We start from the raw sequence: 14,977 nt of genomic DNA on the forward strand, positions 1-14,977 counted from the left end.
TGCCTGTATTCTTAGTATGTTCTGCCGCTTCTGCCCTTCAGCACCGAGATGCCCCAGACAACCAGCGCAACCCCGAGCAGTGGTCCGATGATCCAGGAAAGCTTCGAGATCAAAGCCATAACACCGATGAACAATACGATCCAGCCGATAATTTTGCGTCCGCTTTTAATTCCATAGTATCCGAGAGCTACCAACAGCACCGGGAACAGGATTCCGAAAATTCCTTGAATCAGGTGGGGCAGTACCCCGAGCAGCATAACCGCTCCGATCACGATAAGGACAATAGCAAGTCCGTTACCTTTTCTATTCTGCATTTTTTCTCACCGCCTTTCGTTGACCTCGTTCTTATAGCTTTATTCTAGGGTAATCTGCAGACTTTCAAAACAGACCGCGGACGGTTTTATGAACTGGACCTTAGTCGGGGAGGACGCCGGACTGGAGACTGCCGGTCCACGCTTATGTGATCAGTCCCGCTTGCGTGATCCTATGACGCTGTACATAATATTGAAGTAAAGCCTGCCCCTTCCTTTTCGTACATAAAGCAAATACGACCCATTCAAAGGAGCACTGCCCTTGAAAACCTTACTGATCGTCGAAGACGACCGCAGCCTGAACAAAGGCATCGCCCTCTCCCTCGCCCAGAACAGCCTCCGGATTGAGCAGGCCTATACACTGGCTATGGCTGAGCAGATTTTTGCCCAAGCCCGGATCGATCTGATCCTGCTGGATATTAATCTGCCTGACGGAAGCGGGCTGGACTATTGCGAGCAGCTGCGGAGAACCTCACAGGTCCCGGTTATTTTTCTGACTGCCAACGACATGGAGCCGGATATCGTTACCGGATTCGCCCTCGGGGGAGACGACTATATCACCAAACCGTTCAGCCTGATGGTACTGCGGGCCAGGGTGATGGCTGTGCTTAAACGGACTGCCCCGCAGGCTGACGAGATCCTTACGTTCGGTCCGCTGAGCCTGGATTTCGCGAAACTGGAATTCTACAAACATAAGGAACCGCTGGCCTTCAGCAAAACGGAGCTCAAGCTGCTGAACATCCTGGTCTCGAATCCCGGCATCGTTTTGAGCAGAGAGCAGTTAATCGATAAAATCTGGTCGCAGGATGCGGAGTTTGTGGATGAGAATGCCCTGACAGTGGCCGTAAAGCGGCTGCGCTCCAAAATTGAGGACGACTCTGCCTCGCCCAGGTACATCAAAACCGTCTACGGTCTGGGGTACATGTGGACAGAAAGGCCGTATCTATGACCAATAACGGTAATATCCGGCCTAATAAACGGCTCCTTATTATTTTCTCAGCATTATTTGTGCTTCTACTAACAGGCTACACCGCAACCGTTCTTTTTCTGGAAGGGTTCAGTCCGGCACTTCTGCAGCTTACCCTGCTCTTCCTGATTGCCATGCTCGGTACGGGTGCACTATATAACCGTATGCTGCAGCGGCAGATTACAGGCTTCATGGATACGGTGGATGAAATGGTGGACCGGGCGATTCACGGGCAAGAGCCACTGACCCTTTTTGACGAGACCCGGCTGTCATCTCTTGAGCATAAGCTCCTGCGCTATATTGAAGTGGGGAAGGCGAACGAGCATAACCTCGCAGCCGAAAAGAACATGATCAAGGAGCTGATCTCCGACATCTCGCATCAGACCAAAACACCCCTTGCAAGCATTCTGCTCTACAGTCAGCTAGTTGCGGAAACACCGGATCTGAGCACGGACACCCGGCAGCTGCTGCAGCAGATCGAGGCCCAATCGGAAAAGCTGGAATGGCTGATTACCTCATTGATTAAGTTATCGAGGCTGGAGACGGGCATGATCAATCTCAAGAGTGAGGTAAGGCCGGTTACAGCAACGGTTACCAGTGCCCTCTCACATTTGTATACACGCGCCAGCAATAAAAACATCCGCATTACCATTGAATGCGCCCCTCTTACGTCAGCCCGCCACGATCATAAATGGACCAGCGAAGCGCTGTTCAATCTGCTGGAGAATGCTGTGAAATATACGGAGCCGGGCGGCAGTATCCGGATTGCAGCGGAGGGCAATGAAATGTTCACCAGGATTGAGGTTACCGATACGGGAATCGGGATTCCGGAGGACGAGCTGGAGCATATTTTCAAACGCTTCTATAGAGGGCATAACGCCGGGGATTATGAGGGGATCGGGATCGGACTTTTTTTGGCGCAAAAAATCATCAGTATCCAGGGCGGCTACATCACAGCAGCATCGCAGCCAGGTCAGGGAAGCAGGCTTACGATCTATCTCCCTCAGCTTTGAATGTGTCAATTCCGTCAGATTTCAGACACTGTCCGGTTAGAATGGTCTGTTATCTTAGAGGACAACCACAAATGATGGAGGAGATATGCAAATGCCTATTTTAAGCACCCTGCACCTGAAGAAATATTACGGCAAAGATCCGCAGACAACGGTAAAAGCGCTGGATGATATATCCCTGACGGTAGAAAAAGGGGATTTTGTCGCCATTGTCGGCACCAGCGGCAGCGGAAAAAGCACCCTGCTGCATATGCTGGGCGGTCTGGACCGGCCTACGGAAGGCAAGGTTACGGTGGACGGAAACGAGCTTTTTGCGATGAGTGATGAAAAGCTGACAATTTTCCGGCGCCGCTCGGTCGGGTTCGTGTTTCAGAGCTATAATCTGGTGCCGATCCTTAGTGTGCTTGAAAATATTACGCTTCCCATCCAGCTTGACGGCGGCAGTATCGACCAGACGTATCTGGATGAGGTCATTCAGGCGCTGGGCCTGCAGTCCAAAATTCATTCTCTCCCTTCTAATCTCTCAGGCGGTCAGCAGCAGCGGGTCGCTATTGCCAGAGCGCTCGCTACCAAGCCTTCGATTATTCTGGCGGACGAGCCGACAGGCAATCTCGACAGCAAAACAAGCCAGGAAGTGCTGATCCTGCTGAAGCAGATGAGCGAAAAGTTCAACCAGACCATTGTTATGATTACGCACAACGAATCCATTGCCCAGATGGCTGACCGGATTATCCGCATTGAGGACGGGCGCATTGTATCCGGGAACGCAGCATCGGCCGGAGCTAAGACATTATGATTGCTAACAATAACCGTAAAATCGTAACCCGCCTCTCACTACGAAGCCTGCGGGCCAATCCGCTGCGCAACCTGGCTGTCATCTGTGCTGTCGTACTGACGACACTGCTGATCACCTCGATTTTCACCATGGCGATGAACCTTAACAAGTCGATGGAATTAACGATGATGAGGACGGTCGGCAGTGATTTTCACGGCGGCTTCAAACGGGTGAGTCCTGAGCAGATAGAGATTTTAAAGGAGCATCCCAGCATTAAGGAATACAGCGTTTCGCTGAATGCCGGGATCTTGCGGAACGAAGTGTTCCGGGACAGTCCGGTAGAGGTTAAGCAGATTGATGAAGCCTATGCCAGGCATGGTTTTATTCATCTTATTGAGGGGCGTTTGCCGGAAGCCGAGAATGAGGTTGTGCTGAGCACCTGGGTGCTGGATAAGCTAGGTATAAAACATGCAATTGGTGAGCGGATACAGCTGGACATTGATATTACTGAGCGTGTTCTTAAGCAGGATTTTGTCGTGTCAGGCTATTATGAAGCGGATAAAAATCTGGCGATCGCGGGGCTGGCCTTTGTCTCCGATGCATGGGTGCAACAAAACATATCAGGGATCGATCCGGCAGAGTCTGAAGCCAGCGGCTCCTATGTAAACACCGCAGAGATGAGCGTAATGTTCAAGAACGCAGTCAATATTGAAAAAAAGCTGGATAAAGTACTTGCTGATACGGGTATAGACAGACCCATCGGGATCAACTGGGCTTATACGACCTCTTCCCTATCCGACAATCTTATTGAATTTGTGCCTTATGTAGCTGTCGTCTTCATTATTATGCTGAGCGGGTATCTGCTGATTTATAATATTTTTTACATATCGGTTGTGCGTGATGTGAAGTTCTACGGTCTGCTCAAAGCGATCGGGACGACACCAAGGCAGCTCAAACGGATCATCAGAATACAATCACAGGTCTTGTATCTGATCGGGCTTCCCTTCGGCCTCGCTGCAGGCTATATAATCGGACGGCTGCTTACGCCGATGATGAACACCTTTTCAAGTGAGCCTATGGAAGCCGCTTATTCCGCCAGCCCTTGGATTTTCATTGGAGCCGCCCTGTTCGCTTATCTGACTGTATGGATTGCCGCAGGTAAGCCTGGCCGGATGGCCGCGCGGATTGCACCTGTCGAAGCGGTCAGGTATACGGGCGTACAGACAACGCGGCGGATGAACAAACGCTCGAAGCGCGGAGGCCGGCTGCATGTCATGGCCTTCACGAACCTGTTCCGCAGCAAAAAGAAGCTCACCCTCATGCTGACCTCCCTCTCCTTGAGCATTGTGCTGTTCAGTATTATTTTTACGGTGATAGCTTCGCTTGATGTGAATAAGTATCTTAGCTCGTTTCTTTCCGGGGATGTGGTGATCCGTAATGAGAAAATTGAAACATATGAGGGGGAGCGCCCAGGCGATCCTTATAAGCTCTCGGAAGCATTCAGCAGTGAATTGGCGCGGATTGACGGCGTGGAGAGCGTGGAGAAGGTTTACTACTATTATGATATTCATGATATGGATGAGAAAATTCGTGCTGTATTGCAGCCTTTGTCAGAGACAGAGCCGAAGGAGCCTTATCTTACAAGCCTGCTGGAGAATAATCTTGTTCATCTTAGTCTGTATGGCATCGATCCCGGCTGGTACGGCCTGGTAGAGAAAGATGTTATCGAAGGCCGATTCAATCCGAAGAAATTCGCTTCCGGGGACTATATACTGGTGGCTCAAGCCAACATGCGGGGGGAAGATACTTATACCTCTTACTATCATCCCGGTGATATGATTGAGTTTAAAAATCTGGGCAAAAGCTATGAGGTCATGGCTGTAATGAATTACGATGCGCTCTATGCTGCGACGACCCAGTCTTTCTCAACGTACGGGTTCAATGCGTTCTTCCCCTCATCCGAATTAACCAGAGAGCTGCCTGCGGGGACCAACCCGCCATGGGCGCTGTCAGCAACGCTGCATATTGACCCGGACAAGCTGGACAGTGCAACACAGGCCGCCAAATCTCTGGCCGCTTCCAGTGATGAGCTGGTGGTTAAATCGAGAGAGGATTACCGGGAGGAGCTGGACGGATTTATCCGGATTTTTCAGATTATCGGCTATGGCCTGAGCTTCGTCATTGCGCTGATCGGCATCCTGAATTATATCAATACAGTCGTTACGGGTGTTATTATACGGAGGAATGAATTCGCCCTGCTGGAGAGCATCGGTATGACCAAGCGGCAGCTCAAAAAAATGCTGATCTATGAGGGGCTGTACAATGTCCTTCTGACCACCGCCATTACCTCAACCCTTGGTGTCTTTCTCACTTATAACATTGCCAAGAGCATTGCGGGCAACACGGCTTTTACCGTATTCCGCATGAGCTGGCTGCCCTTTGTGCTGGTCATCCCGGTGCTGGCTGTCATTGCTTACACGGTGACCCTGAGCTCGTACAGGATACTGAGTAAGAATACGCTGATTGAACGGCTGCGGCAGGGGGAATAGCGGAAATAATGGAACAGGCAGATCCGTATGATTACGGGTCTGCCTGCTGTTATTTGGTGATTCCGGCATATTCAAGCCGCCCTTGTTAGACGGTCAGGTCATTCGGTCATCATCTGCAATGCGATCTTATCGACGGTATCGCTCTCTAGAAAAGGGAGCAGCGGCGTCAAATCACTCCGTTTACCGCTGCTGATCACTTTCCGGGCGCACTTATTCAGGACCTCGTCGCTCAGGAACCGAGCCAGCGGAACCAGATCACTGAGACGCCCTTCATGCAACTCAACGCTGCTCCCCACCCGGTCCGCCGAACATCTCCCCGTTCTTCAGGCCGTCGACAAACTGCTGCAGCCAGCGGTAATACTCCGCTGCATGACGCAGCTTCTCCAGGTCCCGGCTGCAGGACAGCTTCTCCTCTTCGGGCGTATCTCCCGCCTGCATCAATACCTCCAGTTGCGGAATCACCGCCCCCATCGCCTCCTGCATCACATCAATCTCCCGCTGCAGCTTCAGGGTAAAGAAGTTCCGGAACGCCTGGAAAAAATCCGTCTCCGCCACATACAGATCCTTCCGCTCCCGTTTCTCTTCGAGCTTGGTTACCATCTGCGAGGACATCAGGGAACGCACACCGTAGCTCATATTGCTTTTGCTCATATTCATCACGTGCTTCATTTCCTCCAGCGTCATCGGCTTGTCCTCAAAGAACATAATCCCGTACAGCTGTCCAAAGGAATAATTGGCCCCGTACAAATCCATCGTCTGCGCGATTGCATCAATCACCCTGCGCAGCAGCTGCTCCCGTGGAGATAGCTGCCCGTTGTCTTCACCAAATGCGGCCTGCTTCATTCGCTGCACCTTCACTTTTCATTAGTCTTGTTGCCTTAGCATTACATAAAACGGGAATAAGCGGGGTGAATTCCAACAAATTTTACACAATTTCCGAGCCTGCTTTACTTCCGGTTGACCACACGCTGACTTGTCCAGTGTACAATTTTTTTTGAACAGAGGACATATTCACCTGCATTATACCGCAAAACTAAGCTGACGGAATGGGGTATCGGAACAAAAATGACACAAAATAAGTTAATTAGCGGTTTAAAGCCCGTACTCTTTACGCTGCCGGCGATGATACCCTTTGTACTGTTCTGGCTGGCACCGCTGATCTATGTGCTGTATCTCAGCTTTACAGAATGGGATTTCATGAGTCCAACCAAAACCTTTGTCGGGCTGCAGAATTATATCGACCTGTTTGGCAATCCGGCTTTTTACAAAGCGCTGCGGGTCACTGTACTGTTCTGCATCGGCAGTGTGCTGCCGGTTATCGCCATTGGCCTGGGGCTGGCACTGCTGATGAACCGCAAGCTGAAAGGCTCCGGACTCTATCAGGCGCTGCTCTTCTCGCCATGGGTTACGCCGACTGTCGCTGTCTCGATCGTCTGGTCCTGGATCTACGAGCCAGAAGTCGGACTGGCCAATACAGTGTTGGACTTTCTCGGCCTTGAACCGATCGGCTGGCTGCAGGATCCCAGTTGGGCACTTGCGGGTGTACTGCTCGTAACCGTCTGGAAATCGGCGGGCTGGGCGATGATCTTCTATCTTGTAGCTCTGCGGAATGTACCCTCTGATCTGCTGGAGGCAGGCGAGCTTGACGGGGCCGGGGCTGTGCAAAAATTCATCCGGATCACACTGCCGCTGATCTCACCGACCACGCTGTTCCTGTTCGTGGTGCAGATGGTTCAGGCGCTGCAGGCCTACGACCAGATTAATGTACTGACACAAGGCGGCCCGTCCGGTTCAACCCGTACGCTGCTGTACCTGTATTACCAGTCTGCCTTTGAGTCGTTCCAGATCGGCGAGGCTTCCAGTGTGGCTGTAGTACTGGTATTCATCTGTATGCTGCTGTCGGTGCTGTCGCTCAGCATCAGCAGACGGACGACGCACTATCAATAAACCGTTATATAAGGAGGTCTTTCCACTTGCGCACGAGTATGCTCTCCCGGCTGGGCGGACCGGCCCGCCATGCTTTTTTCGCTGTACTGGCGCTGTTGATGGCCTTCCCGTTCTACTGGATGGTCACCAGCGCCCTGAAAACCAATGATGAAATCTGGGCCTCCCCGCCTACGCTCTGGCCTGCGGCTCCGCTCTGGGGTAACTTTGCCGCGGCCTGGAATGAAGCGCCGTTCGCCAGATATATGGGCAACAGCATTCTGGTCGCCGGAAGCATCGTCATCCTGCAGATTTTTAATTCCGGCATGATGGCTTATGCGCTGACCCATATGAAATTCCGCCTGAAGGGTGTTTTTTCCGGAGTCATCCTGTTCGGTTACATGGTGCCTGCTACGGCAGTCTACCTGCCCAGCTATCTTGTGCTGTCCGAGCTGAATCTGCTCAACACCTACGGCGGCTTGATTCTCTCCAACTGCGTCAGCGTCTTTGCGATCTTCCTGATCCGGCAGGCCTTCCTGCAGGTATCCCACGAGCTGGTCGAGGCCGGTGAGGTGGACGGGGCATCGCATATGCGGATTCTGTGGACGGTGCTGGTGCCGGTGACCCGGTCCTCTTTTGCCGTAATGGCACTGATCACCTTCATCGATCATTACAACAATTATTTCTGGCCGATGCTGATTACCAAGGACCCTGCCCTGCAGCTGGTCTCAGCCGGTCTTCGCAGCTTCTTCGTGGAAGGAGGTGCTTACGGATTGAAATGGCCGCTAATCATGGCCGCCAGCGCCTTCACCATCGCCCCCCTGCTGCTTGTCTTTGTGCTGGCACAGAAAACAATTATGCAAAGTGTCAACATGACGGCAGGCTCCAGTAAAGGCTAAAATACTACTTTTTATTAAGAGGAGAATGATGATGAACGTATTGAAAAGGTTGTCCGCACTATCCATGATTGCCGGTATGACTGTACTAACAGCCTGCGGCGCAAACGGCGCTGCCAATCAGGTTACAGAGGCAAGCGGCGCATCGTCAGCTCCCTCCGCAGCAGCTCCTGCCGCCCAAAGCGAACCGGTAACCATTGAATTCTGGTACGGCCTCGGCGGCAAGCTGGGCGAAAATATGGAAGCACTCATTCAAAAATTCAATGCCTCCCAGCAGGAGGTTATCGTTAAAGGCATCGTGCAGGCGGATTATACCGAAACCCAGCAGAAGCTCCAGGCGGCGATTGCTACCGGACAGGTTCCGGCAGCCGTGCTGTCCTCCAATGTGGACTGGGCGCGCAAGGGCTATTTTGCCGAGCTGGATGAGCTGATTGCGGCACAGCCGGATTTCAAGCCGGAGGATTTCGTCCAGACCTTCCTGAACCAGGGCAAGGTGGACGGCAAGCAGTATTTCCTGCCGATGTACGGCACAACGCAGGTGATGTATTACCGTCAGGATGCTTTTAAGAAGATCGGCATTGATGCCAGCCAGATCAAGACCTGGGAGGATCTCGCTGCAGCAGCCGAGAAAATGACGGTTAAAGAAGGCGGTAAAACGAGCGTTTACGGCTGGGAGCCGATGTGGGGCTCCGGCAATATGATCGATGCGGTGCTGAGCAAGGGCGGCAGCATTTTGAGCGAAGACGGCAAGACCGTTACTATCGACTCCCCTGAATGGAGCGAAACGTGGGATCTGTTCCGCAAATGGATTCATGAAGACCAGATCATGCGTATTCATTCCGGCGGACAGGGCTGGGAGTACTGGTACAAAACGATTGATGACGTAATGAAAGGCCAGGCGGCCGGCTATACCGGCTCCAGCGGTGACCAGGGCGATCTGGACTTCAGCATCGTAGCGGCAATGGAACAGCCCGGCTGGGCCGGAGTCGGCGAAGGCAAACCGGTAGCTGAAGCTATTCAGGCCGGTATCCCTGCCAAAGCAAGCGATGAAGAGAAACAGGCCGCGCTGAAATGGCTGGCTTACTTTACTAATTCCGAGAATACCGCATTCTGGTCGATCAACACCGGATACATTGCGGTCCGTCAGTCTGCACTGGAAGATCCGGCGTTCATCTCGTTCAGCGAGACCAACCCGCAGATCAAAATCCCGCTGCAGCAGGCCTCCCATGCCTCCGCTCCGTTCCAGGACCCTACGGGCGGCAAAATTAATGATGCACTGAAAATCGCTGCAGATAAGGTGCAGATCGAAAACATTCCGGCTGCCGAAGCGCTCAAAGAAGCACAGGAAACTGCACAGGCTGCACTGGATAAGGTGAAGTAATTGCGGGTCGGAACGGACTGGCTTCATCCGGTGATTAATCCCGTAAATATACTACGATATGAATCATAAATGACGTGAATTTACTATGAAGGAGGCCGCAGCCATGCCTGAGCTGGTTACCCCGCAGGGGAATTACGACATATCCGCAATCCTGTTTGACAAGGACGGCACCCTGCTCGACTTCGTCTCCCTCTGGGGAAGCTGGAGTGAATGCCTGCTTACGCATTTTACCCGGCAGCTGAAGCTGCGCGGCCTTACCTTTCCTGAGCCCTACCTGAACAATTTGCTGGGAACGGTCCATAACGGTGAGGGCCGGATTACCGGCTACGACCGCAATGGTCCGCTCGCCATGGGTACGATGAATGACCTGTATGCGATCCTTGCCTGGCAGGGCTATCTGCTGGGCCTCTCCTGGGCAGCGTCTATGGAGCTGGTGGAAGCCTGCCGCCGGGAGGCGGACGCTATGCTGGAGCATAGCCGCCCCGTCCTTCCGCTGCCCGGCCTGCTCCGCTTCCTGGACGAGTGCGCAGCCAGAGCCGTAAAGATGGCCGTGGTGACGGCGGATGATACCGAAGCCGCGGAGAAGCATCTCCGCTGGCTCGGCATCCGCCATTATTTCTCGGCCGTAATCGGCACCGATCAGGTAGAGCGCGGCAAGCCGTTCCCGGATATGGCTCTGCTGGCCTGCAGGCAGCTTGGGGTGCAGCCTTCCGCTTCCGCCGTAATCGGGGACACGAACGGCGATATGCGCATGGCCAAGGCGGCGGGTGCGGCTGTTGCGGTTTCCATTGCACCGCACGCCGTAACTGCTGTGCCGGGGGATTCTTCAGGCAAAGCGCTGCTTGATCATTTGCTGCCTGATGCCGATGCCGTTGTGCAGTCTTATGAGGAGCTGGCTTTTCAATAAATAAGAAATCATACTCAAGGAGGCGAGTCTTTGCAGATGGAGACCAAGTTAACGGGCGGAGAAACGCCGCTGCTCACCTTTCAGATTATTACCGACACCCATGTCACCGCTGACCCTGCCCATGAGTATAACCGGAACTTTGAACTAGCCTTGCAGGATCTGGCTATCCATGCCCAAGGCAGCAGCGGAATCATGCACGTTGGCGACATTACCGACCACGGCTTCCCGGAGGAATATGCAGAGGTTCAGCGGATTCTCGGCCAATACCAGACGGTTCTGCCGGAAATCCGTTATACGCTGGGCAATCACGATGTCGGCATCGGCCACTGGCAGCCGAAATTGGCGGAGGCCCGGCTGGGCGATTGGGAATCACGCCTCGGGATGTATACCTCCCGTATGGGTTCGCCGGGACCTTATCACGATCACTGGATCGGCGGGTATCATTTTATTTTCCTGGGAACCGAAGAAGGATTGCCGATTTTCTGCAGTCTGTCAGAAGAACAGCTCCAGTGGCTGGAGCAGAAGCTAGGCGAACGGCCTGACGGCGGACCTGCTGCAGCAGAACAGCCGGTCTTCCTCTTCCTGCATCAGCCGCTGATGAACACCGTAGCCGGCTCACTTGAAGCGCAGGAATGGTACGGGGTAACACAAGACAAGGAGCTACGCGCTATTTTGGACAGATTCCCGCAGACTCTGCTGTTTACCGGCCATACCCACTGGGAGCTGGAATCAGAGCATACGATGTTCCCCGGTAACGGGGAGACGGCCACGATGTTCAATGCAGCCTCGGTAGCCTATCTTTGGAACAATGAGGATGTGCACATCGACGGCAGCCAGGGATTGTATGTAGAAGTGTTCAGGGACAAGGTGCTGGTGCGCGGACGCGATTTTACCACTGGAACGTGGATTGAATCGGCATGCTTTGAGGTTCCTGTTTTGCTGAAAACAATGGGCTAACTCATAGAAAAGACAGTATCTCATTCGTTTCCGGATGAAATACTGTCTATTTTTAATGCTTATTATTCAAAAGCCGGCAGAGCAATCTCAGCATAATTGTCTTCCAGGAACTTCTTCACTTCCGGGCCGCTGATCCGCTTCGCCAGCTTCTGGATGGCATCGGAATCCTGGTTGTCTTCACGGGCCACAAGAGTAATTGTAAATTCGGAATCCTCACGCTCGGTAATCAGCGCATCCTTCTTCGGGGTCAGGCCGAGCGGACTGGCGTACGCCGGGGTCATTGCTACCAGGTCGCCGTCATCCATCATCCGGGCCAGCATCAGCAGATCGACTTCCTCAAACTTGAAGTTCTTCGGATTTTCGGTGATATCCGCCTGGGTTGCTGTGATGCCTACTCCATCCTTCAGCTTGATCAGACCGGCGTCGGCAAACATCTGCAGCGAACGTCCGATATTCGACGGGTCATTGGCCATTACCAGCTTCGCGCCTTCCGGCAGATCTTCAATGGATTTGTACTTTTTGGAATAGCCGCCGTAGATTGCATCATACACAGGCTGTACCGGAACGAGCTTCGAGCCCTTGCTCTCATTGAACTGCGTCATGTAAGGCACGTGCTGGAAGAAGTTTGCGTCCACTTCCTTGTTCGCCAGTGCCTCGTTCGGCTGCACATTGTCGGACAGCACAACGATCTCCATATCTACTCCATCCTCCAGCAGCAGAGGTTTTACAATATCAAGAATATCGGTCATCGGGGGAATCAGTGTCGCTACCTTGATTTTTACGGGCTCGGTGCTTGTTTCCGTTGCTGCCGGTGCTTCCGTAGCTTCAGCGGCATTTTGAGCATTGTTAGTGTTGTTACCGCAGCCTGCGGCAATCAGGACGAACAGCATCAGCATCGCAATCATGGACTTTTTCATTGTTTTTCAATAACCCCCGGTGTTTATATTTGGATTTCAAAATAGTACAGCCTGCACATTCCGACTTCAGTCTTTCCTTAAATCAGCGCTTATCCAGCAGTCTCGCCACCGTGCTTCCGGTGAACTGGATCAGCTGCACGAGCACAATCATAACGACGATGGCGTAGGCCATCACTTCCGTCTCAAACCGCTGGTACCCGTAACGGATGGCAAAATCGCCGACACCCCCGCCTCCCACGACACCCATGACCGTTGAAAACGAAATAAAGCTGATCGTCGAGGCCGTAAGTCCGAGCACCAGTCCCGACCGCGCTTCTACATACAAGAACTTGAAAATCAGCTCCAGCTTCGATGATCCCATGGACAAGGCTGCCTCAATCGTCCCTCTGGGAACCTCCAGCAGGGACTGCTCCACCAGACGTGCATAATAGGCAATGGCGACCACGGACAGAGGCACCGTCGAGGCCAATGTTCCGATGGACGTTCCAACCAGGAAGCGGGTCACCGGAATGAGCGCCACCACCAGCAGCAGGAACGGGAAGGAGCGGACCACGTTAACGATACTGTTCAGCATCAGCGACAGGCTCCGGTTCTCATAAAGCTGGCCCTTGCGGCAGAAGTACAACAGTGTACCCAGCGGAAGCCCGACCAGTAGCGCTGCCAGGATGGAGATTCCGACCATGACAAAGGTCTCTCCGATTGACTGCCACATCAGATCCTGGTATTTCAGCATGCTTTCCCACATTATCGCCCACCTGCCTTGCCGGTAATCTGCTCGCGGTAGGAGCCGGAATGCCCCGAAGGAGGAAGGAACCCGTGCTCCTCGCGGGAAAAGGCATCCACGATTCTTCCGTCCTGCATGACGGATACCTCAGTGCAGATGCTGCGCACGACATCCAGCTCATGGGTGACGATCACGATCGTAACGCCGAGCACGGAATTAATATGCTTCAGCACGCCGAGGATATCCGCCGTAGTCACCGGGTCCAGCGCGGAGGTCGGCTCGTCGCACAGCAGCAGCTGCGGGCTGTTCGCGAGGGCGCGGGCAATCGCTACCCGCTGGCGTTGCCCTCCGCTGAGCCGGGCCGGATACTGCTCTGCTTTGTCGGTCAAGCCGACAAAATCGAGCACCTCGGCGACCCGCTTCCGGCGTTCTCCCTTCGGCACACGTGCCAGCTCGAGCGGTATCTCCACATTGCGGCTGACAGTAGCATTGGCGACAAGGTTAAAATGCTGAAAGATCATCCCGATCTTCTGCCGCTCCCGGCGCAGCTCTGTCTCTGTTAATGCTGTCAGCTCCTTGCCGCTTGCTGTTACAGTGCCCTTATCAGGTCGCTCCAGCAGATTCATCAGGCGCAGCAGCGTCGACTTGCCGGCTCCGCTTGCCCCGATAATACCGTGGATTGAAGCAGGTTTTACTGTAAGCGATACGTCCCGGACCGCGTGGTGACTGCCTTCCTTCAGTTCGAAGCTCTTACTTACTCCGCTCAGCACTAAAATCGTACTCCGCCCCTCTCCGGACCTGCTGATAATAAAGCTTGTTCCCCCGTAAAGTGTACTACAACTATTTTAAAACTGTTTTATTAAAAATCTCTTTAAATAATAAGGCATAACCTTCACTGTGTCATCATTTATTTTTAAAATGATATATCAGACCTATGGAAGGATTCCCCCTCCTCTAAGCATGTGCGGCTGGAGTTAAAATTATCCTGCTGCTTTGGAGAATGGACGGTTTCCGCAGCGCAGGCGTCTCCCGGCGCGCGGCGCTTTGCCCAAGGCAGCGATCAAACCTCAGTGCGCAGCCCGGCTTCATCCTATGTCTCCTGCTTAGCAGGTAGCTGTGGTTAAGCTTCTCCATATATCTCTTCGTCCTGCAAATATTCGCTGTGATATGCGAGTTGTTCGTGGACGGACGAAGCCGGGGCCGTCCATTAGACAGGATTATTTCATCATAGGCTGGCCAGGGAGCGGGGCCGGGGTATTAAAGGGATTTTTCCCTTTAATGATAGGCCCGAGGCCGGGTTTCCGGCCCATTAAAGGGATTTTTCCCTTTATTGGCGGGCTTAGGGCCGGGTTTCTAGCCCATTAAAGGGATTTTTCCCTTTAATGATAGGCTTGGGGCCGGGTTTCTAGCCTATTAAAGGGATTTTTCCCTTTAGTGGCGGGCTTGGGGCCGGGTTTCCCGCCCATTAAAGGGATTTTTCCCTTTATTGGCGGGCTTGGGGCCGGGTTTCCCGCCCATTAAAGGGATTTTCCCCTTTATTGGCGGGCCTTAATCTGGTATTTGGCTAATTATGGGGCATTTCTGCCTCTGATATCGTCCCACCGCCGGTTTTAAGTTACTTAACTACATAAACAAAGAAGCGGCCCCCATAACGGGAGAC

At 53.1% G+C, this 14,977-nt stretch carries 15 protein-coding genes; 9 read left to right on the forward strand and 6 right to left on the reverse strand.

Annotated features, from left to right (window positions below):
• Positions 1–11: 11 nt before the first annotated feature.
• Positions 12–314, reverse strand: coding sequence for a LiaF transmembrane domain-containing protein (locus AC4G46_RS27635; RefSeq protein WP_491125519.1), 303 nt, complete (start codon positions 312–314; stop codon positions 12–14).
• A gap of 259 nt (positions 315–573) precedes the next feature.
• On the opposite strand from AC4G46_RS27635, the gene AC4G46_RS27640 reads away from it, so the two are divergent.
• The 4 genes from AC4G46_RS27640 to AC4G46_RS27655 all read left to right on the forward strand — a co-directional run bounded on the left by AC4G46_RS27640 (position 574) and on the right by AC4G46_RS27655 (position 5,612).
• Positions 574–1,260 carry a response regulator transcription factor gene (locus tag AC4G46_RS27640; protein ID WP_491125520.1) on the forward strand — a complete coding sequence of 229 codons (687 nt, stop codon included), beginning with the start codon at positions 574–576 and terminating at the stop codon, positions 1,258–1,260.
• 59 nt (positions 1,261–1,319) lie between these two features.
• Positions 1,320–2,291 (forward strand): sensor histidine kinase, encoded by a 972-nt coding sequence (locus AC4G46_RS27645; protein WP_491125521.1) that lies wholly within the window; start codon positions 1,320–1,322, stop codon positions 2,289–2,291.
• A gap of 91 nt (positions 2,292–2,382) precedes the next feature.
• Positions 2,383–3,084, forward strand: a complete 702-nt coding sequence (locus AC4G46_RS27650; protein ID WP_491125522.1) for an ABC transporter ATP-binding protein — start codon at positions 2,383–2,385, stop codon at positions 3,082–3,084.
• Positions 3,081–5,612, forward strand: coding sequence for an ABC transporter permease (locus tag AC4G46_RS27655; protein ID WP_491125523.1), 2,532 nt, complete (start codon positions 3,081–3,083; stop codon positions 5,610–5,612). Before AC4G46_RS27650 ends, AC4G46_RS27655 begins: the two co-directional genes overlap by 4 nt.
• A 98-nt stretch (positions 5,613–5,710) precedes the next feature.
• On the opposite strand, the gene AC4G46_RS27660 is transcribed toward AC4G46_RS27655, so the two are convergent.
• The gene (locus tag AC4G46_RS27660; RefSeq protein ID WP_491125524.1) at positions 5,711–5,890 is read right to left on the reverse strand and encodes a hypothetical protein; all 180 of its coding nucleotides are present in this window, start codon (positions 5,888–5,890) and stop codon (positions 5,711–5,713) included.
• A gap of 1 nt (position 5,891) precedes the next feature.
• Positions 5,892–6,455, reverse strand: a complete 564-nt coding sequence (locus AC4G46_RS27665) for a GbsR/MarR family transcriptional regulator (RefSeq protein WP_491125525.1) — start codon at positions 6,453–6,455, stop codon at positions 5,892–5,894.
• A 222-nt stretch (positions 6,456–6,677) separates the two neighbouring features.
• Between AC4G46_RS27665 and AC4G46_RS27670 the strand changes: the two genes are divergently transcribed.
• From AC4G46_RS27670 to AC4G46_RS27690, 5 genes are all read left to right on the forward strand, one after another.
• Positions 6,678–7,559: a carbohydrate ABC transporter permease gene (locus AC4G46_RS27670; protein WP_491125526.1), complete on the forward strand. Its 882-nt coding sequence runs from the start codon at positions 6,678–6,680 to the stop codon at positions 7,557–7,559.
• 38 nt (positions 7,560–7,597) lie between these two features.
• On the forward strand, positions 7,598–8,434 hold the full coding sequence (locus AC4G46_RS27675; protein WP_491128992.1) for a carbohydrate ABC transporter permease: 837 nt from the start codon (positions 7,598–7,600) through the stop codon (positions 8,432–8,434).
• Between the two features lie 31 nt (positions 8,435–8,465).
• Positions 8,466–9,812 carry an ABC transporter substrate-binding protein gene (locus tag AC4G46_RS27680; RefSeq protein ID WP_491128993.1) on the forward strand — a complete coding sequence of 449 codons (1,347 nt, stop codon included), beginning with the start codon at positions 8,466–8,468 and terminating at the stop codon, positions 9,810–9,812.
• Positions 9,813–9,915: 103 nt separating this feature from the next.
• A complete protein-coding gene (locus tag AC4G46_RS27685) occupies positions 9,916–10,719 on the forward strand; it encodes an HAD family hydrolase (protein ID WP_491125527.1) in 804 nt (267 codons plus the stop codon).
• A 36-nt stretch (positions 10,720–10,755) separates the two neighbouring features.
• Entirely contained in the window at positions 10,756–11,676 is a 921-nt protein-coding gene (locus AC4G46_RS27690; RefSeq protein WP_491125528.1) for a metallophosphoesterase family protein, read from the forward strand.
• 62 nt (positions 11,677–11,738) lie between these two features.
• Here the strand turns inward: AC4G46_RS27690 and AC4G46_RS27695 are convergent, their stop codons facing one another.
• The 3 genes from AC4G46_RS27695 to AC4G46_RS27705 all read right to left on the reverse strand — a co-directional run bounded on the left by AC4G46_RS27695 (position 11,739) and on the right by AC4G46_RS27705 (position 14,093).
• A complete protein-coding gene (locus AC4G46_RS27695) occupies positions 11,739–12,593 on the reverse strand; it encodes a MetQ/NlpA family ABC transporter substrate-binding protein (RefSeq protein WP_491125529.1) in 855 nt (284 codons plus the stop codon).
• A gap of 82 nt (positions 12,594–12,675) precedes the next feature.
• On the reverse strand, positions 12,676–13,338 hold the full coding sequence (locus AC4G46_RS27700; protein WP_491125530.1) for a methionine ABC transporter permease: 663 nt from the start codon (positions 13,336–13,338) through the stop codon (positions 12,676–12,678).
• A complete protein-coding gene (locus AC4G46_RS27705) occupies positions 13,338–14,093 on the reverse strand; it encodes a methionine ABC transporter ATP-binding protein (protein WP_491128994.1) in 756 nt (251 codons plus the stop codon). The genes AC4G46_RS27700 and AC4G46_RS27705 overlap by 1 nt, the downstream gene beginning before the upstream one ends.
• Positions 14,094–14,977: the final 884 nt, after the last annotated feature.

It is taken from the genome of Paenibacillus sp. fava2 (genome assembly GCF_058313675.1).